This is a genomic window from Streptomyces rishiriensis (assembly GCF_030815485.1).
In the GTDB taxonomy this organism is placed as follows: Bacteria; Actinomycetota; Actinomycetes; order Streptomycetales; family Streptomycetaceae; genus Streptomyces; species Streptomyces rishiriensis_A.
Genome location: NZ_JAUSWV010000002.1, coordinates 1054060 through 1075033, shown reverse-complemented (window position 1 = coordinate 1075033; position 20974 = coordinate 1054060). Strand labels below are relative to the sequence as shown.

The window sequence follows — 20974 nt, the reverse complement described above, 5'->3', positions numbered from 1 at the left end:
TACCGAGAACACTGCTCAGGAGGCGAAGACCATGGGGAACGGGGCTCTCAGCGGTGCGGTGATCGCGGTCGCCGGCGCGGGTGGACCGGCCGGCCGGGCGGCACTGCTCAGGCTCGCCGAGGCGGGCGCGATCGTCGCCGGCGCGGACAACGACCCCGAGCGCCTGGCGGAGGCCGTCGACGCGGCCCGCTACGGGGCGGGGGGCGCCACCGTCACCGGTGAGCCGGTCGATCTGCTCGACCTGGGCTCGACCCGGGACTGGGCGAACCGCGTCGAGAAGGAGTTCGGCCGGATCGACGGTGTGGTCCACCTCGTCGGCGGCTGGCGCGGCAGCGAGACGTTCATCAAGACCAGCCTGGACGACTGGGACTTCCTGGAGCTGCTGCTCGTCAAGACCGTCCAGCACACCTCGCTCGCCTTCTTCGAGGGCCTGCAGCGCAGTGAGCGCGGCCGGTACGTGCTGATCAGTGCCTCAGGCGCCACCAAGCCCTCGGCGGGCAACGCCGCGTACGCCGCCGCCAAGGCCGCCGCCGAGGCCTGGACGCTCGCGCTCGCCGACGCCTTCCGCAAGGCAGGGGGCGCCGCGGGCCCGACCTCCGCGGCTGCCATCCTGGTGGTCAAGGCGCTGGTGCACGAGGCGATGCGCGCCGACCGCCCCAACGCGAAGTTCGCGGGCTTCACCGACGTCAAGGACCTGGCCGAGGCCATCGCCGGAGTCTGGGAGAAGCCCGCCCCCGAAGTGAACGGACAGCGTCTGTGGCTCACCGAGAAGCCGTGAACCCTCCGAAGACCGACGCGCGACGCCATCACGACCCGGAGGTCCGCGGTTTCGCCAGCGACAACTACGCAGGGGCCCACCCGGAGGTGATGGCCGCCCTGGCCCTGGCCAACGGCGGCCACCAGGTGGCGTACGGCGAGGACGACTACACCGAGCACTTCCAGGGGATCATCCGCAGCCACTTCGGTGCCACGGCGGAGGCGTTCCCGGTCTTCAACGGCACCGGCGCCAATGTCGTCGCGCTCCAGGCGGTCACCGACCGCTGGGGCGCGGTGATCTGCGCCGAGAGCGCGCACATCAACGTGGACGAGGGCGGCGCGCCCGAGCGCATGGGCGGCCTGAAGCTGCTCACCGTGCCCACCCCGGACGGCAAGCTCACCCCTGAACTGATCGACAGGCAGGCCTGGGGGTGGGACGACGAGCACCGCGCGATGCCGCAGGTCGTGTCGATCACCCAGAGCACGGAGCTGGGCACGCTCTACACGCCCGACGAGATCCGCGCGATCTGCGACCACGCCCACGCGCACGGCATGAAGGTGCATCTGGACGGCTCCCGGATAGCCAACGCCGCCGCCTCGCTGGACGTCCCGATGCGGACGTTCACCAACGCGGTCGGCGTCGACCTGCTCTCGCTGGGCGGCACGAAGAACGGCGCGCTGTTCGGCGAGGCGGTCGTCGTCATCGACCAGGACGCCGTCCGCCACATGAAGCACCTGCGCAAGCTGTCCATGCAGCTCGCCTCCAAGATGCGCTTCGTGTCGGTGCAGTTGGAGGCCCTGCTCGCCAAGGACCTGTGGCTGCGCAACGCCCGCCACGCCAACGAGATGGCCCAGCGGCTCGCCGAGGGCGTACGGGCCGTGCACGGCGTGGAGATCCTCCACCCCGTGCAGGCCAACGGCGTCTTCGCCCGGCTGCCGCACGAGGTGAGCGAGCGGCTCCAGAAGAAGTTCCGGTTCTACTTCTGGGACGAGGCCGCGGGCGTCGTGCGCTGGATGTGCGCGTTCGACACGACCGAGGAGGACGTGGACACCTTCGTCGCCGCGGTCAAGGAAGAGATGGCGCGCTAAAGGAAGAGATGGCGCCAGCGGAGCCGACTGAATGCATAGGTATGCGGTCACCTGAAAAGTCATTGACTGTCGGGTGATCGCTTTCCTATGCTCTCGAGTCATGGAGCTGATCCAGGAGAACCCCGACCTTTCCGCGTACTTGGCCGCTGACGACGTCATCGACCATCACCACCCGCTGGTGCGGGACACGGCTGCCCGTCTCGTGAAGGAGGCCGAGGACTCGTATGGTTATGCGCGCCTCGCCTTCGAATTCGTCCGCGACACCATTCCGCACTCGCAGGATGCCGGCGACCCGCGCGTGACCTGGCGCGCCTCGGACGTACTGGAACAGGGCACGGGCATCTGTCATGCCAAGGCCCATGCCCTGGCCGCCCTGCTGCGGGCCGAGGACATCCCGACCGCGCTGTGCTATCAGCGGTTCGCCCACGACGAGGGTGACGGACACGCCCTCCACGGGCTCGTCGCCGTGCGCTTCAACGGCGCCTGGCACCGCCAGGATCCACGCGGCAACAAGCCGGGCGTGGACGCGCGGTTCTCCCTGGACGGCGAACACCTGGCCTTCCTGCCCGACCCCGCGGTGGGCGAGCTGGACTACCCCGGCCTGTACGCGGCACCGCATCCGGCCGTCCTCGGCGCGCTGCGGGACGCCCCCGACCGCGCTCACCTGTGGAGGACCCTCCCCTCCGCACTGTGACCACCCCGCCGCGGATCCCGGCCCTCGTCGTCGCTGACCTCCCCGGCGAGGTGCTGAGGCGGATCGTGGACGCCGCCGCCCGCGCCACCGGCGTCGAGTCCGCCTCCGGTGCGGCCGTCCGCCGGCACACCCCGGCGTCCATCCCGCCCACACCGCTCAGGCGCCACGCGGGGCGCGGGGTCGCGCGAACGGGCCCCGGCGGGCCGTCGCCCGCCGGGGCCCGTCAGCGCGCGAACCGCGTCAGCGCTTCTCGGCCTCGCGTACCTGCTCGGGGGTCGGCGCCGTGCCGCCCAGGTGGGCCGGCATCCACCAGGTGTCGTTCGCGTCCTTGGGACGGACCGGATAGGCGCGCTGAGCGGCCTCGAGGAGTTCCTGGACGCGCTCGCGCAGCTGCCGGGTGATGGCGCCCGCGTACTTGTCGCGGGGGGCCTCGATGGCCTCGCCGACGCGGATGGTGACCGGGGTGTGGCTGCGCTTGAAGTTACGCGGGTGACCCTTGGTCCACAGCCGCTGGGTACCCCACAGGGCCACCGGGATCAGCGGGACGCCGGCCTCCTGGGCCATCCGGGCCGCGCCCGACTTGAAGCTCTTGAGCGTGAACGACTGCGAGATGGTCGCCTCGGGGAAGACGCCGACGATCTCGCCCGAGCGCAGTGACTCGAGGGCGTGCGCGTAGGCCGTCTCGCCCTGGTTGCGGTCCACCGGGATGTGCTTCATGCCGCGCATCAGCGGGCCGGAGATCTTGTGACGGAAGACGGACTCCTTCGCCATGAAGCGAACGAGACGTTTCTGCGGGAGCGCGGCCAGACCGTCGAAGATGAAGTCGAGGTAGCTGATGTGGTTGCTCACCAGCACGGCTCCGCCCGAGCGCGGGATGTTCTCCGACCCCTTGCAGTCGATCTTGAGGTCCCAGGCCTTGAACAACGTCTGGGCGAGGCCGACGACGGGGCGGTAGACAATCTCTGCCATGGGCGGGGCGGACCCTTCCTTCTCTTCGCCGGGGAGGCGCTCCCGACGGCAAAGTTACGCAGCCGTAGGTTTACGGCATCTCGCAGATCGTGCCCGAAGAACGGCCGGGGAGCCAGCCCCAGTGCCCGGGAACGGCGAGATTCTCGTCACTTCGGCCCCCCCTTGATCCACCTCGGGCTTTTAAGCCGCCTTTACTCCGCGCGTACCGCGACCCGCCGTACGAGCAGGTACATCTCGCATCCGAGGCAGTACCCGAAAGCGGCATTGAGGAAGGCGGCCGCCAGCGCGGCCCCGGTGGCCGCGAGGCCCAGCCAGTGCGGACCCAGGGTGAGGCCGACGAGTCCGACCCCCGCGAAGAGCAGACCCACCGCCTGCGCGAACCGCGGCGGCTCCGGCGCCTCGAAGCCGGTCGGCGGCCCGATCCGCGGCCGCACGGCCCTGCGGAACACCCAGCCGTACGGTGAGCGCCCCACCCCGCCCGCCGCGCCGAGCGCGAACGCCAGCGTCTGCCACGCCAGCAGCCAGGCGCTGCCGCTGATCAGCACGACCGCTAGTACTACGGTCGTGACGGCGGCCCCGAAGCGCGGGCCTCTCGCATCGATGTCCATGAATCAAGCATTCCGCAACGGAAACGATTCCTGGAGGCGGGAATCTTTGCAGTCTCGTGAACGCTGGAGGATCTGATGACCGGACTGCTGGTGTGCGTGGCGGTGCTCGCCGCGGCGAGCACCTACGGAGTGCTGCACCAGCGGCGGAGCGGGAGGGTGCGGGTGCGCGGGCGCGACGACGGCAAACGGCTCGGAGCGGACCGGCTGGGCGGCGAACTCGGCCAACGGGCCACGCTCGTGCAGTTCTCCAGCGCCTTCTGCGCGCCCTGCCGGGCCACCCGCAGGGTCCTCGGCGAGGTGGCCGGGGTCGTTCCCGGGGTCACCCACATAGAGATCGACGCCGAGGCGCACCTGGACCTCGTCCGCGAGTTCGACATCCTCAAGACCCCGACCGTCCTGGTCCTCGACGCCGACGGCCGCGTCGTCCGGCGCGCCACCGGGCAGCCCCGCAAGGCGGACGTCATCGCGGCCCTGGGGGAGGCTGTGTGACGCACCCGCGGGGGACGGTGAGGCATCTCCCAGATGCCGGGACGTACTTGACTGTGCGCGGCACCTATCGTCAACCTGACCGTATGCCTGAGGAACTCCTTCTTCACGGACGGGCCCATGTCGACCTGGTCCGTACCGCGAGCGCGCGCTGTCCGGCCCGTTGAGCACCCACGGCCCGGCCCGCCACTTCTCGCAGAAGGACGACCCCATGACGGCCATACCCGGCCTCGGCTCCCCTCACCTGGCCTCTCCCGAGCTCCTGCGCTCCGTCTTCCGCCGGCATGCCGCGGGGGTGGCGGTGATCACCGCCTCCGGTGAGAGCGGTCCGGTCGGCTTCACCGCCACCTCGCTCAGCTCCGTCTCCGCCGAACCCCCGATGCTCTCCTTCGGTATCGGCACCGGCGCCTCCAGCTGGCCCGTGGTCTCCCGGGCCGCGCACGTGGGCGTCCACATACTCGGCGAGCACCAGCAGGGGCTGGCCGCCACCTTCGCCAGGAGCGGCGCCGACCGCTTCGGCGCGCCGACCGTCTGGCGCGAGGGCCCGCTGGGCGTTCCGGTCCTGGACGACGTGCTGGCGTGGCTGGTGTGCCGGGTCGTCGCGCGGGTCCCGGCGGGCGATCACCGCATCGTGCTGGCCGAGGTGGTCCTGGGCGACCCGGAGGGCGTGGGCCGTCCGTTGCTCTACCACCAGGGGCGGTTCACGGCCCTGCGGGATTGATCACTGCCCGGCTCTCCTGCGAAGTCGTCGGGTTCCGATTACGCTGCGTTGCGAAGGTCACAGTTCAAAGCGCTTGCTTAGCGGGGACGAACTGGGTGTACTGACGAGTAATGTTTCGGTCGGAGCGCGGGCCGCCCCGACCGGGATCGGCCGCTTGTGGCGCCTATGCTGCCTGGAAGAAGGCAGCCGAGAACTGACGATGCAGTAGGAGAGCCGGCGTGAGCTTGAGGATCGTTGTCACTGTGAAGTACGTGCCCGACGCCACTGGCGACCGGCACTTCGCCGATGACCTGACCGTCGACCGGGACGACGTGGACGGTCTGCTCTCCGAGCTCGACGAGTACGCGGTCGAGCAGGCGCTGCAGATCTCCGAGAACTCCGACGACGACGTGGAGATCACCGTCCTGACGGTGGGCCCCGAGGACGCCAAGGACGCGCTCCGCAAGGCCCTCTCCATGGGCGCCGACAAGGCGATCCACGTCGAGGACGACGACCTGCACGGCACCGACGCCATCGGCACCTCCCTGGTGCTGGCCAAGGCGATCGAGAAGGCCGGCTACGACCTGGTCATCTCCGGCCTGGCCTCCACCGACGGCACCATGGGCGTCGTCCCGGCCCTGCTGGCCGAGCGCCTGGGCGTCCCGCAGGTCACCCTGCTCTCCGAGGTCTCCGTCGAGGACGGCACCGTCAAGGGCCGCCGGGACGGCGACGCCGCCTCCGAGCAGCTCGAGGCCTCCCTGCCGGCCGTCGTGTCGGTCACCGACCAGTCGGGCGAGGCGCGTTACCCGTCGTTCAAGGGCATCATGGCGGCCAAGAAGAAGCCGGTCGAGTCCTGGGACCTGTCGGACCTGGACCTGGAGGCCGAGGAGGTCGGTCTCGAGGGCGCCTGGACCGCGGTCGACAGCGCGACCGAGCGTCCGGCCCGCACCGCGGGCACGATCGTCAAGGACGAGGGCGAGGGCGGCAAGCAGCTCGCCGAGTTCCTCGCGGGCCAGAAGTTCATCTAAAGGCCCTTCGCCGACCGCCCCTCAACTTCGTTTCGCAGGAGAGCAATCCCATGGCTGAAGTCCTCGTCTTCGTCGACCACGTGGACGGCGCCGTCCGCAAGCCCACCCTGGAGCTGCTGACGCTGGCCCGCCGCATCGGCGAGCCCGTCGCCGTCGCCCTCGGCGCGGGCGCCGAGAACACCGCCGCCGCGCTGGCCGAGCACGGCGCCGTGAAGGTGCTGACCCACGACGCGTCCGAGTACGCCGACTACCTCGTCGTACCGAAGGTCGACGCGCTCCAGGCCGCGGTCGAGTCGGTCTCCCCGGCCGCCGTCCTCGTGCCGTCCTCCGCCGAGGGCAAGGAGATCGCCGCCCGTCTGGCGCTGCGCATCGGCTCCGGCATCATCACCGACGCCGTCGACATCGAGGCCGGCGACGAGGGCCCGGTGGCCACCCAGTCGGTGTTCGCCGCGTCCTTCACCACCAAGTCCCGTGTCTCCAAGGGCACCCCGGTCATCACCGTGAAGCCGAACTCGGCCGCCGTCGAGGCCGCCCCGGCCGCCGGCGCCGTCGAGGCCCTCGCGGTGACCTTCTCCGCCCAGGCCACCGGCACCAAGGTCACCGGCCGCACGCCGCGTGAGTCGACCGGCCGCCCGGAGCTGACCGAGGCCGCGATCGTGGTCTCCGGTGGCCGTGGCGTCAACGGCGCCGAGAACTTCGCCCTCATCGAGTCCCTCGCCGACTCCCTCGGCGCGGCCGTCGGCGCCTCCCGCGCCGCCGTGGACGCCGGCTGGTACCCGCACACCAACCAGGTCGGCCAGACCGGCAAGTCCGTCTCGCCGCAGCTCTACATCGCCAACGGCATCTCCGGCGCCATCCAGCACCGCGCCGGCATGCAGACCTCGAAGACCATCGTGGCCGTCAACAAGGACGCCGAGGCCCCGATCTTCGACCTGGTCGACTACGGCGTCGTCGGCGACCTGTTCGACGTGGTCCCGCAGCTCACCGACGAGATCAACACCCGCAAGGGCTGATCACCCGGCAGCCGCAGACTGCCCGAGGCCCCCGTGACCGAGAACCGGTCACGGGGGCCTCGGCTCATCCCAGGGTCACCGTGGCCTGCACCGGCAGGTGGTCGCTCGGGTACTGGCCGTCCAGGCGGAAGGTGTCGGTCCGCTCACGGTGCACGGTGACGCCCGACGTCGCCAGGATCCAGTCGATGCGGTCCCCGTTCGGCGTGAGCGGCTTGTACCCGTGGTAGGTCGCGTAGGCTCCGGCACGCGCGCGTGCCGTGTCCCAGGTGTCGACCAGCCCGGCGGCCAGCAGCCGGTCGTAGACCGGATTGACGTGCGCGACGGCGTTGAAGTCGCCGGTCAGCAGCAGTGGCAGGGAGCGGTCCAAGGCGGCGATCCGCGCGGCGATCAGGTCGGCGGAGCGCACGCGCGCGTACTGGCTGGCGTTGTCGAGATGGGTGTTGAGGACGTAGAACTCCCGTCGTGCGCGCAGATCGCGCAAGCGCACCCAGGTGACCATGCGGGGGTAGTCCGCCCCCCAGGTGTTGGAGCCGAGCACCTCGGGTGTGTCGGACAGCCAGAAGTGCGCGTGCTCGACCGCGGCCAGCCGACGGGTGTCGTAGAACACGGCCACCGCCTCCGGGTCCGGCACGCTGCGGCCCTTGCCGATCCAGGCGTAGTGCGGGCCGAGGTCGGCCTCGATGTCGCGCAACTGGGCCGGCAGACCCTCCTGGGTGCCGATGACGTGCGGAGCCGCCCGGCGCAGCAGGGCGCGCATCACCGGACGGCGGACCGGCCAGGTGTGGGCGTCCTTGGCGCCCGGGTACCGCAGATTGAAGGTCATGACCTTCAGCGGCGGCACGGCCGCGGACTGGAGCGCCCCGCGCGCGGGACGCTCGTTCCGGATGGCGGCAGACCCTGCCGTGCCCAGCAGGGGCACGGTCGCCAGGGCGGCCAACGCCGTGCGCAGCCCCGCCCGCCGGGTGGGCCCTGTGATGCCGGTCATGTATCGCCTCCCCTTGTGAGACAGGATGAAGGTGGGAGCGGTTGTGCGGAAGGGGGAGCCGGTGTGGCGGGGACGCGGGGATCACGCCGTGGACAGGGTGTTGACCCGCCGGAAGCCGCACGGATAACTTCGCTCTACGGATTGTTGATTCCGTAAAGCGGAAAAAACCGGAGGGTGTGGAATGGGTCAGGGCCAGCAGGAGACGGTGACGACGAGCCTCGCGGGCGCCGTCAGCGAGGAGATCAGCGCCTCCCTCGCCCCGGTCGACGCCGAACTCGACCGCCGCTACCCCGGCGACCCCGGAACCCGCCAGCCCGTCCACACCGTCTACGTCCCCGGCGACGCCTTCGACGCCGGCACCATCCGCTCCTGGGGCGACCAGGCACTCACCGCCCTCGACGAGCACGCCCCGGACGCGGCCTCCTTCGCCGCCTGTCTCGGCCTCTCCCCGGACCTCGCCGGGCCCGTGTACGCGCGGGTGCGGGCCAAGCTGGAGCGCGAGCCGGTCGAGGACCTGCGCGTCGACTTCGAGGACGGCTACGGCCCCCGCCCGGACGCCGAGGAGGACGCGGCGGCCGCCCGCGCGGCCCGGCTGATCGCGGAGGCGAGCGCGAAGGGCACCGCGGCCCCCTACATGGGCATCCGCATGAAGTGCATGGAGGCCGCGGTACGCGACCGGGGCATCCGCACCCTCGACATCTTCCTCACCGGGCTGATGGAGAGCGGCGGCCTTCCCGACGGCCTGCTCCTGACCCTGCCGAAGGTGACGTATCCGGAACAGGTCACCGCGATGGTCCGGCTCCTGGAGGCCTTCGAGCGGGCCCGGGGCCTCGACGCCGGACGGCTCGGCTTCGAGATCCAGATCGAGACCAGCCAGTCCATCCTCGCCACCGACGGCACCGCGACGGTCGCCCGCATGATCCAGGCGGCCCAGGGCCGCGCCACGGGCCTCCACTACGGCACCTTCGACTACAGCGCCTGCCTCGGCGTCTCCGCCGCCCACCAGGCCGGGGACCACCCCGCGGCCGACCACGCCAAGGCGGTCATGCAGGTCGCGGCGGCCGGCACCGGGGTGCGTGTCTCGGACGGCTCCACGAACGTGCTGCCGGTCGGCCCCACCCGGCAGGTGCACGACGCCTGGCGACTGCACTACGGCCTCACCCGCCGCGCCCTGTCCCGCGCCTACTACCAGGGCTGGGACATGCACCCCGGTCACCTCCCCACCCGCTACGCGGCCGTCTTCGCCTTCTACCGGGAGGGCTTCACCCAGGCCGCCGAGCGGCTCTCGCGGTACGCCGACCGGACCGGCGGCGATGTGATGGACGAGCCCGCGACCGCCAAGGCCCTCGGCGGCTACCTGCTGCGCGGCCTGGACTGCGGCGCCCTCGACCTCGCCGAGGTGACCGACGCCACCGGGCTGACCCGGGCGGCCCTGGAGGGCTTCGCCACCCCGCGCCGAGGCGATCTGACGGCCTCCGCGCAGTAGGGGCGGCGGCCGCGCGGGGTGGTTCCGGCACCTGACCGCCGGGCGGGCCGGCCCAGGGCTTCCCGCCAGCCGGCACCGTGCCCGATGACCGGCCCCCTCCGGGAAGGGCGCCGGCCGGAGGAGCAGGGCGCCCTCTCCGAGGAGCGGCACCGTTCGACGGTACCGCGCAGCCCCTGCTCCACCGGCCTCTGTCGAGCGGTGACTACGACTGCGGGAGCTCGTACGGGCGCGTGATGATCTCCATGCCGTGCCCGGCCGGATCCCGGAAGTAGACGCCCCGGCCGCCGTGATGACGGTTGATCTCACCCGGCTGCCTGCCGTGCGGATCGGCGAAGTACGTGATCCCCGCCCGCTCGATCCGCTCGAAGGCCGCGTCGAACTCCTCGTCCGCGACGAGGAAGGCGTAGTGCTGCATGACGATCGACTCCTCCGGGATGCTGGCGAAGTCGAGGGTGACGCCGTTGCTGGTGTTCACCGGGACGAACGGGCCCCACTCGGGACCGACCTCGAGCCCCAGGACGTGGGCCAGGAACTCGGCGGACTCCCGGTTGTCACGGGAGTGGATGATGGTGTGGTTCAACTCGACCGACATGTGTGGAATGCCTCCGTAAGGCAAACTCACGGGCACCTCCATGCCTCACCCGGCCGGTGACCGACACGCGATGCCGTGCGGTCACTTTATCGGACACGCAGATGTTCCAGGCCGGACGCGGTCACCCACTTCTCCTCCGCGAACAGGCGGGTGCCCTGCACGCGCCGTCCCGCGTCGGCCCGCGCACGGGAGCAGAACTCTTCCGGGGTCGTCCCGAACAACTGCCTCAACGCCGTTGACCGTGCGAGGAGTTCTGTGATCAGGGCGCGCTGGCCGGGGTGTCTGCGGGGGGCGCCGTCGCCGTGGTGGAGCACTCCATGATGATTCACGTACGCGAACGCGTCGAGGAGGGCCTCGCCGTTCTCCAGTTCCACCCCGAAACCCGGCGCGAGCAGCAGGACCCGGTCGTAGTTCGGCTCCGTCGCGTCGATCAGGGCGAGTTGTTCCGGGTCCAGCCAGATGACGAACAACTCCCGCATGACGCCGGGGGCGCCGATGGGGGACGCGGGCACATAACCGGGGCGGCTGATATGTGCGGAGACGCCGATGTCGAGGCCCGTCACCCGGGCCTTCACCATGGGCACGGTCGAGGAGACGCCGAACTCGGCCATCTTGTGCCGCAGTTGGGCGGGACTGGCGTTGGAGCCGACGGCGACGACCGGCGTGCGGCCGGGATGCGTCAGCCGGTCCAGCGGCAGCAGCTCGTCACCCCGCAGCAGCCCGGACCCGGTCGGCCACGCGCCGGGATAGCTCAGCGGATGGTCGCGCGGAGCGTCGGCCAGGCCCAGCGCGCTGAGTGTGCGGTGCTCGTCGCGGGCGTCCATGGGCGCCTCAGTCGGCCGGCGGCAGCTCGCCGGAGCCGCGCGTGACGAGCCGGGTCGGCAGTTCGATGCGCTCGGGGGCGATCAGAGTGCCGTCCAGCTGCCCGAACAGACGCTCGGCGGCGGTCCGGCCGATCGTGGCCGCGTCCTGCGCGACCACCGTGACCCCGGGCTGGAGCAGGTCGGCGAGCTCCAGGTCGTCGAAGGCCACCAGGGCGACCCGCCGGGCCCGCTCGGCGAGCACCCGGATCACGGTGACCGTCACCCGGTTGTTGCCCGAGAAGATCGCCGTGACCGGCGCGGGCCCGGACAGCATCTCCTCGGCCGCGCGGCGCACCCGCAGGGGATCGGTGGCGCCCAGCGACATCCAGGCGTCCTCGACCGGTATGCCGGCGTCCTCCATCGCCGCCCGGTAGCCGCGCAACCGCTCGGCGGCGGTGTGGATGCGGGGCATGTCGCCGATGAAGCCGATCCGGCGGTGCCCGTGCGACACCAGATGGGTCACGCCCTCGCGGGCGCCGCCGAAGTTGTCCGACAGGACGCAGTCGGCGTCGATCTGCCCGGCCGGGCGGTCCACGAACACCGTGGCGACGCCCGCCTTGATCTCGGGCTCCAGGTACCGGTGGTCGTCGCCGGCCGGGATCACCACCAGTCCGTCCACCCGGCGCGCGCACAGCGCCAGCGCCAGTTCCTGCTCCCGGTCCGGGTCCTCGGCGCTGGAGCCGTTGATGAGCAGTGCGCCGTGGGCGCGGGCCACCTCCTCCACCGCGCGGCTGAGCGGGCCGTAGAACGGGTCCGCGAGGTCCTCGAGGACCAGGCCGATGCTGGCCGTGCTGCCCTTGCGCAGTACCCGGGCGCTGTCGTTGCGACGGAAGCCGAGCGCGTCGATGGCCTCCTGGACCCGGCGTTCGGTTACGGGCGTGACGCCCGTCTCGCCGTTCACCACGCGTGAGACCGTCTTGAGGCCGACTCCGGCGCGGGCTGCGACATCCTTCATGGTGGGACGGTTGCCGTAGCGGCTCTCGGGCCGGCGCTGCGTCTCGGGCACGATGCTGTGTCCTGTCCTGTCGTCCACGGGAGGTCGGCCATGCACTCCGTCCATGCGATGTTGCGGACGGGGATGCGTGGGTCCCAGGGTTTGTATGAGGATGTGGCGTCGAGCATAGAGCCTGGACAACGTTGTCAGATGCGGGAGACACTGTCCACCGCATCTCCGGCCCGCGTCCCCCAACCGCTGGACCGGCCAGCTTTTTCCATGGTGGACCGGGAGAAACCAGACTGATGTACACCGACCTCGTGGCCGCGCTCGACATCGGCGGCACCAAGATCGCCGGAGCGCTGGTGGACGGCGACGGCACGATCCTGGCCCGCGCTCAGCGCCCCACGCCCGCCCAGGAGAACGGCGACACCGTGATGCGGGCCGTCGAGGAGACGCTGGCGGAGCTGACCGCGGCTCCGCTGTGGGGGCGCGTCCGGGCCGTCGGCATCGGCAGCGCGGGGCCGGTGGACGCCTCGGCGGGCACGGTCAGCCCGGTCAACGTGCCGGGCTGGCGCGACTTCCCGCTGGTCGACCGGGTACGGGCGGCGACGGGAAACCTCCCGGTCGAGCTCATCGGCGACGGCGTGGCGATCACGGCGGCCGAACACTGGCAAGGCGCCGCCCGCGGTCACGACAACGCGCTGTGCATGGTGGTCTCGACCGGCGTGGGCGGCGGCCTGGTCCTGGGCGGCCGACTGCACCCGGGACCCACCGGCAACGCCGGACACATCGGCCACATCAGCGTGGAACTCGACGGAGACCTGTGCCCGTGTGGCGGGCGCGGCTGTGTGGAACGTATCGCCAGCGGCCCCAACATCGCCCGACGGGCCCTGGAGAACGGCTGGCTGCCCGGCCCCGACGGTGACGCCTCCGCTGCGGCGGTGGCCGCCGCCGCCCGCGCGGGCGACCCGGTCGCCGTGGCCTCCTTCGAGCGGGCAGCCCAGGCCTTGGCCGCCGGCATCGCGGCCACCGCGACCCTCGTCGAGATCGACATCGCGGTGATCGGCGGGGGCGTGGGCAAGGCGGGCGAGGTGCTCTTCGCGCCCCTGCGCCGGGCGCTCCGCGAGTACGCCACCTTGTCCTTCGTCCAGCGCCTGACCGTGACCCCCGCGCAGATGGGCACGGACGCGGGCCTGGTGGGCGCGGCCGCGGCGGCGCTGTCGGCCGGCGCGGGGGCCGGCGCGGCAGCCGGGGCGGGGGCGGGCGCCACGGCGGCGGGGGTCTGACGCCTGCGGTTGCCGGTACAGGAACGTTCCGGCGCGTCGAGGCGGCCCGAGGGGGCGGCTACGGACCTGAGGCTGTTGGTGTTGGCCTGGGTGCTGGCCTGGGTGCGGGTGCGGGAGGCGCTGGTGTGCCCGTGCGCAGGTGCCTGCGACGGGCGACCACCGGTCGGGGTCGGGGCGGGGACTGGTGCTGGTACTGGTACTGGTACTGCGGGCGGCGCCCACCGGAGCGGCGGGCGCCGCCCGCAGTCGGTCACTCGACGGTGTGCCCGCCCGCCGTTCCGGCCGCCGTTCCGCCCGCCGTGACCGCGTCCCAGCCGCTCCAGGCGGGGATGGCCTCGCAGGACTGCCGCCAGACGGCGGGCACGCCGCCCGTGCCGGTCCGGGAAGCGACCACGCCTCCCGCGATGGCGCAGGTCGTGTCGCGGTCCCCCCATCCCCCGACGGTCTGCCACAGCGCCTCGGGGAGGTCGTCCGGGTGCCCGGCGGCGGACCAGAGGGCGAACGGCACGGTGTCCGGGGCCGAGATCAGCGTCCCCGAGCCCAGCACGGAGGCCGCGTGGCGCACCGAGGTGCGCTCGGGAAGGGCCGCGGCCACCGACAGCCCGGAGCGGACGTCGCTGTCCGGAAGGTGCGAGGCGACCTCCCGCAGGAACGCGGCGCGCCCGGCGGCGTCCCCGCCCGCGCCGGCGGCCGCCAGCGCGGCGGCGACCGCGACGGCCACCGCACCCGCGACCGCCTCGGGATGGGCATGGGTGGCCAGCGCGGACAGCCGGGCCTGCTCGCGGACTGCGGCGAGATCGTCCCGGAACCAGGCGCCCAGCGGCGCGACCCGCATCGCTGCGCCGTTGCCGTACGAACCCTGTCCGCCGAACTGCCCCGCCGTCACCGTCCGCCAGTCCTCGCCCTCGCCGACGCGCCGCAGCACACTGTGCATGGACGGGCCGTACTTGCGCCCCGGGTCGCGTTGGTACTCGGCGGCGAACTGCCGCGCCAGGGCGCCCGGTAGGACCTCTCCGTACTCCGTGAGATGGGCGAACAGGACGAAGGCCATCGCCGAGTCGTCCGTCCACGGCCACGGCGCGGGACGCGGCTCCCGCGCCGCCCACAGCTCCTCGGCGGGCTCGTCGGAGCGGGTGAACCAGCTGTCACCGAAGGCGTCGCCGGTCACCAGACCGTCCAGGCAGGCGTGGGCATGCTGCGGGCCGATCATGGCGTAACCTCCGAATCGTCGGTGACCACGGCATTCTCGCCGCAGACCGGTCGATCGCGCGCGTGTATTCGGCGGTGACGCGTGACCCGCGCCCGCCGCGGCCGTTGATCCGCGTATGAAGAAGCGCAGCATGCTCGCCATCGCCTCCCTCGCCACCGGTTTCGTCGTCGCGGCGATCACCCCCTCGCACGGCCTGAGCGGTGCGGACCTCGAAGGACTGAACGTGGGCGACACGCTCAGCACGCTCGACCACACCCTCGCCAGTGACAGCCTGGCCATCGACGACAACGCCCTGGGGCAGAACGACTGACGGACCGGCCCGGGACCACGGACGCCGTGGCGTCGGCAGCCCACCGCTGAGGGGGCCGGCGCCACGGCGTTCGTGCGCCCTCAACGGGAACTGGTTTCCGTGGCAGGGTGGAGCGGGCAAGCCACAGGGGGCCAACAGAAGAGGGGGAACCGTGACCGTCGTCTGGATCAACGGCGCGTTCGGTGCGGGGAAGACCACCACCGCACGGGAATTGATCGACCTGATCCCGAACAGCACGCTCTTCGATCCCGAGGTCATCGGCGGAGCACTTCCGCACCTGCTGCCGCCCAAACGCCTCGCCGAGGCCGGCGACTTCCAGGACCTGCCGATCTGGCGACGGCTCGTCATCGACACGGCGGCCGCGCTGCTCGCCGAGCTGGGCGGCACCCTCGTCGTCCCCATGACCTTGCTGCGCCAGGAGTACCGCGACGAGATCTTCGGCGGCCTCGCCGCCCGCCGGATCCCCGTCCGGCATGTGCTCCTCGCCCCCGGGGAAACGATCCTGCGCGAGCGAATAGCCGCCCGCGAGGTCCCCCCGGACCTTCCCGACGGCGAGATACGGATCCGGCAGTGGTCGTACGACCACATCGAGCCGTACCACGCGGCCCTCGCCTCCTGGCTCACCGCCGACGCCCACCCCGTCGACAACGGAGTCCTCACTCCGCGAGAGACGGCAGCCCGGATCGCGGAGGCCGTCGGCAGCGGCGCGGTGGCCGCGTGCGAGATCGTGCAGACCCCCGAGCCCACCGCCGAGACGGTGGCCGCCGGAGTCCTCCTCTTCGACGAGCGGGACCGGGTGCTGCTCGTGGACCCGACCTACAAGCCCGGCTGGGAGTTCCCCGGCGGGGTGGTGGAGCCCGGCGAGGCGCCCGCGCGCGCGGGCGTGCGCGAGGTCGAGGAGGAGACCGGGATCCGGCTCGACGACGCACCCCGGCTGCTGGTCGTCGACTGGGAACGGCCGAGGCCTCCCGCCTACGGTGGGCTGCGCCTTCTCTTCGACGGCGGACGCCTCGACCCCGCCGCCGTCGCGGGCCTGCTGCTGCCCGGCCCCGAACTGCGGGCCTGGCGCTTCGTCACGGAGGAGGAGGCGGCCGATCTGCTGCCGCCGGTCCGCTACGAGCGGCTGCGCTGGGCGCTGCGAGCCCGCGAACGCGGGGCGGCCCTCTATCTGGAGGCGGGCGTGCCGACCGAGTGAGGGCGGTCACGGGGACTGACCCGCGGCAGCGCCTTCGTCGGAAGAACAGCCGACCGGCACGTCTCCCGGAACCGCGGCTCGGACCCCTCCATCGCCTCGGCGGCCGGGACGTGCCCGATGACGAGCGCGGCGGCCCCGTCCGGGATGCCCTCGGGCCGCAGACCCCCAGGCGCACGCACGAATGCCGCACGTTCCTCGCCGCTGTACCCGTACAGGCCGGTGACCAGCCGCTTCACCAAGTGAGAGCCGGTACGGGCGCGACGGTCACCCCGGAGTCGGCCGGCCTCGCGCGACGGAGCGCGGGGCTCCATGAGGTGCCTGGGGCGACCACGGAGAGGGCCCCGCCCGGTGTGCGGGCGAGGCCCTCTGCCGACCGACGGCAGGGCGGATCAGCCGGCCGCGTAGTTGCGCAGGAACAGGGCCTCCGCCACCGAGAGCCGCTCCAGTTCCTCGGGAGACACGCTCTCGTCGACCGCGTGGATCCGCGCCTCCGGCTCGCTCAGGCCGATGAGCAGGATCTCCGCCTGCGGGTAGAGCGCGGCCAGGGTGTTGCACAGCGGGATGGAACCGCCCTGACCCGCGTACTGCATGTCCTGACCGGGGTAGGCGACCGACATCGCGTCGGCCATCGCCGCGTACGCCGGGCTGGAGGTGTCGGCGCTGAACGGCTGTCCCTGGCCGATCTCCTCGGTGCTCACGCGCGCGCCCCACGGTGTGTGGGCCTCGAGATGGGCCTGCAGCAGCTTCGTGGCCTCGGCCGCGTCCGTGCCCGGCGCCACCCGGAGGCTGATCAGCGCGCGGGCAGCCGCCTGTACGGACGGGGTGGCGCCGACGACCGGCGGGCAGTCGATGCCCAGGACGGTGACGGCGGGGCGGGCCCAGATGCGGTCGGCGACCGTGCCGGAACCGATCAGGCCGACGCCGCCCAGGACCTTGGCGTCCCGACGGAACTGCGCCTCGTCGTACTGGAGACCCTCCCAGCGCGCGTCGTCGGTGAGGCCGTCCACGGTCGTGGAGCCGTCCTCGGCGCGCAGCGAGTCCAGCACGCGGATCAGCGCGCCCAGCGCGTCCGGTGCGGCCCCGCCGAACTGGCCGGAGTGCAGATTGCCTGCGAGCGTGTCGATCCGCACCCGCATCATGGTCATGCCGCGCAGGGTGGAGGTGACGGTCGGCAGACCCACCCGGAAGTTGCCCGCGTCGCCGATGACGATGGTGTCGGCCGCCAGCAGGTCGGGGTGCTGCTCCGCGTACCGCTCGAGACCGCCGGTGCCCTGCTCCTCGGAGCCCTCCACGATCACCTTCACGCCGACCGGGACGCCCCCGTTCGCCTTCAGGGCGCGCAGCGCGAGCAGGTGCATGATGACGCCGCCCTTGCAGTCGGCGCTGCCGCGGCCGTACCAGCGGCCGTCGCGCTCCGTCAGCTCGAACGGCGGGGAGGTCCAGCCGGCCTCGTCCAGCGGCGGCTGCACGTCGTAGTGGGCGTAGAGCAGGACCGTGCGGGCACCGGCGGGGCCCGGCAGATGGCCGTACACCGACTGCGTGCCGTCCGGGGTGTCGAGCAGGGCCACGTCCTGGAAGCCCTCGGCGCGCAGCGCGTCCGCGATCCAGTTCGCGGCGGCCTCGCTCTCGCTCCTGGGGAACTGGTCGAAGTCCGCCACCGACCTGAAGGCCACCAGCTCGGCGAGCTCCGCCCGTGCCCTGGGCAGCAGCGAGGCTATGGTCTCGGCGACCGGATTCGACGACATGGGCACGCTCCTGGTGGGTGCGACGTTGTGCTGGTGTGTACTGGTTCGTACGGGTGACCGTGCGAGGGTACGCGCCTGCCGGGATGTGGGGCGCGCGCGCCGCCGATCCTCCCACAGCGGACCGTGGCGATCTCCGCCGTAGGATGCGGGGGACAGGTGCGGCAAGCGGCTTGATCAGGAGCAGTAGACCATCGTGAGCAGCGAGAACTCTCCGGCGGACGACGAGAACTCTTCGGCGGACGACGCGCGGCAGGTGTGGGACGTCGTCGTGGTGGGCGCGGGCCCCGCAGGGGCTTCGGCCGCCTATGCGGCGGCTGTCACGGGACGGCGGGTGCTGTTGCTGGAGAAGGCGGAGCTGCCCCGCTACAAGACGTGCGGCGGCGGCATCATCGGCCCCTCCCGCGACGCGCTGCCACCCGGCTTCGAACTGCCCTTCCGCGACCGGGTGCATGCGGTGACCTTCTCGAACAACGGGCGCTTCACCCGCACCCGCCGTTCCCGGCAGATGCTGTTCGGGCTGATCAACCGGCCCGAGTTCGACCAGCAGCTCGTCGAACACGCCCAGAAGGCGGGCGCCGAGCTGCGCACGGGCGTCACCGTGCAGCGGGTCGAGCAGCACGGATCGGCGGTGCCGGACCGGCGCACGGTCGCGGTCGTCCTCCAGGGCGGCGAGACGCTCCTGGCGCGCGCGGTGGTCGGCGCGGACGGCAGCGCGAGCCGCATAGGAGCGCATGTCGGGGTGAAGCTCGACCAGGTGGATCTCGGCCTGGAGTCGGAGATCCCGGTGCCGGAGACGGTCGCCGAGGACTGGAAGGGGCGTGTCCTCATCGACTGGGGTCCGATGCCCGGCAGCTACGGCTGGGTGTTCCCCAAGGGAGACACGCTGACGGTCGGCGTCATCTCGGCGCGTGGCGAAGGCGCGGCGACCAAGCGCTATCTCGAGGACTTCATCGGGCGGCTCGGCCTCGCCGGGTTCGAGCCGAGCATCTCCTCCGGCCATCTGACCCGCTGCCGGGCCGACGACTCCCCGCTGTCGCGCGGGCGGGTGCTCGTGTGCGGTGACGCGGCGGGGTTGCTGGAGCCGTGGACCCGGGAGGGCATCTCCTTCGCGCTGCGCTCGGGCCGGCTCGCCGGTGAGTGGGCGGTCCGTGTCTCCGAGGCGCACGACGCGGTGGACGCCCGCCGTCAGGCGCTGAACTACGCCTTCGCGATCAAGGCCGGCCTCGGTGTGGAGATGAGCGTCGGCAAGCGGCTGCTCACCCTCTTCGAGCGTCGCCCCGGACTCTTCCACGCGGCCCTCACCGGCGTCCGCCCCGCCTGGCGGGCCTTCACCGACATCACCCGCGGTCGGACGACCCTGGGCGAGCTCATCCGCTCGCATCCGATGGCCCAGCGGGCGCTGAGCGCCGTGGACCGGCGGCAGGTGCCGAAGGCCGGACCGGTGGCCGAGGAGAGCGGCTCCTGAACCCGGGGGTGCGGATCACCGGCGGTTCGTGTCCTGACCCCAGGGGCGCGGGGATCACCGTCGGTTCGTGACGGTGATCCGGAACACCGGGTGGTCGGGGGCGATACGGCGCATCTCGGCGTCCGGGGAGTCCGGACCCACCCCGTTGAAGAAGACGCCGACCTCGGCCTTCCACCGCTTGAGATAGGCGCGCAGCAACGGCGTCTTGTCGTCGTCGGCGACCTCTACCGCCGTGAACTCCTCCACGGTTCTGCCGAGGCGCAGCTCGCCGCCGCCCACCGCCCGCATGTTGTGCGTCCACTGCACGTGGCCGCGCGGGGCGATCAGGTACTGCTGACCGCCCACGGTCAGCAGGTTGACGGGGGTGGTCCGCCACTGGCCGCTCTTGCGGCCGCGGACCGCCAGCACCCGGGACCCCCACACGCTCAGACCCCGGCGGATCAGCCAGGCCACGGTGCGGTTGAAGACGTTGACGGTGAACCAGCCGGGCTTCTGTACATGGGCGGACATGGTTGCTGCCTCCTGAACGGGAACGGGACCGAAAGTGTGAGCACTGCTCTCGCTCGGTTCGAGTGTGACGTAGGACGCCCCTCCAGAGCAAGAGCGGTGCTCTCTCTTTTGTACGGTGATCTCGATCGGGTGCGGCGCTCTGTCTTCGTGGGACACTGGGACGCATGAGCAGCATCGTTCGAGGGGCACGCGCCCGGGCCAGGATCGAAGTCACCGTCGCCATCAAGGAGGAGGCCCGCAGACAACTCGCGTCCGACGGCGCGGCCAGGCTCTCGCTGCGAGCCGTGGCCCGCGAGCTCGGCATGGTCTCCTCCGCTCTCTACCGCTACTTCCCGAGCCGCGACGACCTGCTCACCGCACTCATCATCGACGCCTACGACTCCCTGGGCGAGGCCGCGGAAGCGGCGCACGCGGCGGTCGTGGAGGCCGACGCCGACGTCCCTCCCGTCGAGCGCTGGGTCGCCGTCGGCGAGGCGGTACGCGGCTGGGCGCTGGCGCATCCGCAGGAGTACGCGCTGATCTACGGCTCGCCGGTGCCCGGTTACAGCGCGCCCGGGACGACCGTCCCCGCCGCCGCCCGCGTCGGCCTGCTTCTCATCGGCATCCTGCGAGACGCACACCAGAGCCACGCGCTGGAGGTGCCGCTCCTGAGCGACGAATTGGTCCCCGAGGCGGTCCGGATGGCGGCCGACCTCGCCCCCGACCTGCCGCCGGGTGCGGTCACGGCACTGGTGGCGGCGTGGGCCCAGCTGTACGGGCTGGTCGGTTTCGAGCTGTTCGGCCAGTTCAACCGGGTGGTGGAGGAGCGAGAGCCGTTCTTCCGCTACGCGGTCACCCGCCTTGCCCGTGAGGCGGGACTGCGCTAGTTGACGGTCGACTCCAGGACGTCAGGCGCGAACATGCCGGCCGGGCGTGTCATAGCGTTGGGCGACGTCCGCGTCCCAGATCTCTTCCCGCTTCATGCCGCCCACGCCTGCCGTCGGCCTACGTGATGTCCACCGGGTTCTCGCACTGCCCCAGGGGTCGGTCGGTGGCCGGAGATTCCGA

22 protein-coding genes are annotated in these 20974 nt (G+C 72.0%); 13 read left to right on the top strand and 9 right to left on the bottom strand.

The window, feature by feature from the left end:
- Positions 1–31: 31 nt before the first annotated feature.
- The 3 genes from QF030_RS07220 to QF030_RS07210 all read left to right on the top strand — a co-directional run bounded on the left by QF030_RS07220 (position 32) and on the right by QF030_RS07210 (position 2539).
- Positions 32–778 (top strand): SDR family oxidoreductase, encoded by a 747-nt coding sequence (locus QF030_RS07220; RefSeq protein ID WP_307167494.1) that lies wholly within the window; start codon positions 32–34, stop codon positions 776–778.
- Positions 775–1845 (top strand): threonine aldolase family protein, encoded by a 1071-nt coding sequence (locus tag QF030_RS07215; RefSeq protein ID WP_307161819.1) that lies wholly within the window; start codon positions 775–777, stop codon positions 1843–1845. The genes QF030_RS07220 and QF030_RS07215 overlap by 4 nt, the downstream gene beginning before the upstream one ends.
- A 100-nt stretch (positions 1846–1945) precedes the next feature.
- Positions 1946–2539: a transglutaminase domain-containing protein gene (locus QF030_RS07210; protein ID WP_307161818.1), complete on the top strand. Its 594-nt coding sequence runs from the start codon at positions 1946–1948 to the stop codon at positions 2537–2539.
- A 240-nt stretch (positions 2540–2779) separates the two neighbouring features.
- Here QF030_RS07210 and QF030_RS07205 read toward each other — a convergent pair whose 3' ends face one another.
- Entirely contained in the window at positions 2780–3508 is a 729-nt protein-coding gene (locus QF030_RS07205; RefSeq protein ID WP_307161817.1) for a lysophospholipid acyltransferase family protein, read from the bottom strand.
- Between the two features lie 191 nt (positions 3509–3699).
- The gene (locus QF030_RS07200) at positions 3700–4116 is read right to left on the bottom strand and encodes a DUF4395 domain-containing protein (protein ID WP_307161816.1); all 417 of its coding nucleotides are present in this window, start codon (positions 4114–4116) and stop codon (positions 3700–3702) included.
- Between the two features lie 75 nt (positions 4117–4191).
- On the opposite strand from QF030_RS07200, the gene QF030_RS07195 reads away from it, so the two are divergent.
- From QF030_RS07195 to QF030_RS07180, 4 genes are all read left to right on the top strand, one after another.
- Positions 4192–4605: a thioredoxin family protein gene (locus QF030_RS07195; RefSeq protein ID WP_307161815.1), complete on the top strand. Its 414-nt coding sequence runs from the start codon at positions 4192–4194 to the stop codon at positions 4603–4605.
- Between the two features lie 208 nt (positions 4606–4813).
- Positions 4814–5323 (top strand): flavin reductase family protein, encoded by a 510-nt coding sequence (locus QF030_RS07190; RefSeq protein ID WP_307161814.1) that lies wholly within the window; start codon positions 4814–4816, stop codon positions 5321–5323.
- Between the two features lie 218 nt (positions 5324–5541).
- Positions 5542–6330, top strand: coding sequence for an electron transfer flavoprotein subunit beta/FixA family protein (locus tag QF030_RS07185; RefSeq protein WP_028806184.1), 789 nt, complete (start codon positions 5542–5544; stop codon positions 6328–6330).
- A gap of 50 nt (positions 6331–6380) precedes the next feature.
- Positions 6381–7343: an electron transfer flavoprotein subunit alpha/FixB family protein gene (locus tag QF030_RS07180; RefSeq protein WP_307161812.1), complete on the top strand. Its 963-nt coding sequence runs from the start codon at positions 6381–6383 to the stop codon at positions 7341–7343.
- Positions 7344–7407: 64 nt separating this feature from the next.
- Here the strand turns inward: QF030_RS07180 and QF030_RS07175 are convergent, their stop codons facing one another.
- Positions 7408–8328, bottom strand: a complete 921-nt coding sequence (locus QF030_RS07175) for an endonuclease/exonuclease/phosphatase family protein (protein WP_307161811.1) — start codon at positions 8326–8328, stop codon at positions 7408–7410.
- Positions 8329–8509: 181 nt separating this feature from the next.
- Here QF030_RS07175 and QF030_RS07170 point away from each other — a divergent pair, with 181 nt between their 5' ends.
- Positions 8510–9814 carry a DUF6986 family protein gene (locus tag QF030_RS07170; protein ID WP_307161810.1) on the top strand — a complete coding sequence of 435 codons (1305 nt, stop codon included), beginning with the start codon at positions 8510–8512 and terminating at the stop codon, positions 9812–9814.
- A gap of 202 nt (positions 9815–10016) precedes the next feature.
- Here the strand turns inward: QF030_RS07170 and QF030_RS07165 are convergent, their stop codons facing one another.
- From QF030_RS07165 to QF030_RS07155, 3 genes are all read right to left on the bottom strand, one after another.
- Positions 10017–10406, bottom strand: coding sequence for a VOC family protein (locus tag QF030_RS07165; RefSeq protein ID WP_307161809.1), 390 nt, complete (start codon positions 10404–10406; stop codon positions 10017–10019).
- 86 nt (positions 10407–10492) lie between these two features.
- Complete coding sequence (locus tag QF030_RS07160; protein WP_307161808.1) at positions 10493–11230, bottom strand: hypothetical protein; 738 nt, start codon at positions 11228–11230, stop codon at positions 10493–10495.
- 7 nt (positions 11231–11237) lie between these two features.
- Entirely contained in the window at positions 11238–12275 is a 1038-nt protein-coding gene (locus QF030_RS07155; RefSeq protein ID WP_307161807.1) for a LacI family DNA-binding transcriptional regulator, read from the bottom strand.
- Between the two features lie 233 nt (positions 12276–12508).
- Between QF030_RS07155 and QF030_RS07150 the strand changes: the two genes are divergently transcribed.
- The gene (locus QF030_RS07150; protein WP_307161806.1) at positions 12509–13492 is read left to right on the top strand and encodes an ROK family protein; all 984 of its coding nucleotides are present in this window, start codon (positions 12509–12511) and stop codon (positions 13490–13492) included.
- Positions 13493–13742: 250 nt separating this feature from the next.
- Here the strand turns inward: QF030_RS07150 and QF030_RS07145 are convergent, their stop codons facing one another.
- On the bottom strand, positions 13743–14702 hold the full coding sequence (locus QF030_RS07145) for an ADP-ribosylglycohydrolase family protein (protein WP_307161805.1): 960 nt from the start codon (positions 14700–14702) through the stop codon (positions 13743–13745).
- A 115-nt stretch (positions 14703–14817) separates the two neighbouring features.
- Here QF030_RS07145 and QF030_RS07140 point away from each other — a divergent pair, with 115 nt between their 5' ends.
- Together QF030_RS07140 and QF030_RS07135 are read left to right on the top strand one after the other, a co-directional pair.
- Complete coding sequence (locus tag QF030_RS07140; protein ID WP_307161804.1) at positions 14818–15012, top strand: hypothetical protein; 195 nt, start codon at positions 14818–14820, stop codon at positions 15010–15012.
- A 151-nt stretch (positions 15013–15163) separates the two neighbouring features.
- Positions 15164–16207: an NUDIX hydrolase gene (locus QF030_RS07135; protein WP_307161803.1), complete on the top strand. Its 1044-nt coding sequence runs from the start codon at positions 15164–15166 to the stop codon at positions 16205–16207.
- Between the two features lie 389 nt (positions 16208–16596).
- Here the strand turns inward: QF030_RS07135 and QF030_RS07130 are convergent, their stop codons facing one another.
- Complete coding sequence (locus QF030_RS07130; protein ID WP_307161802.1) at positions 16597–17952, bottom strand: dipeptidase; 1356 nt, start codon at positions 17950–17952, stop codon at positions 16597–16599.
- Positions 17953–18145: 193 nt separating this feature from the next.
- Here QF030_RS07130 and QF030_RS07125 point away from each other — a divergent pair, with 193 nt between their 5' ends.
- Complete coding sequence (locus QF030_RS07125; protein WP_307161801.1) at positions 18146–19417, top strand: geranylgeranyl reductase family protein; 1272 nt, start codon at positions 18146–18148, stop codon at positions 19415–19417.
- 54 nt (positions 19418–19471) lie between these two features.
- Here the strand turns inward: QF030_RS07125 and QF030_RS07120 are convergent, their stop codons facing one another.
- Positions 19472–19927, bottom strand: a complete 456-nt coding sequence (locus tag QF030_RS07120; protein WP_307161800.1) for a nitroreductase family deazaflavin-dependent oxidoreductase — start codon at positions 19925–19927, stop codon at positions 19472–19474.
- Positions 19928–20091: 164 nt separating this feature from the next.
- Between QF030_RS07120 and QF030_RS07115 the strand changes: the two genes are divergently transcribed.
- A complete protein-coding gene (locus QF030_RS07115; RefSeq protein ID WP_307161799.1) occupies positions 20092–20793 on the top strand; it encodes a TetR/AcrR family transcriptional regulator in 702 nt (233 codons plus the stop codon).
- The last annotated feature ends 181 nt before the right edge of the window (positions 20794–20974 follow it).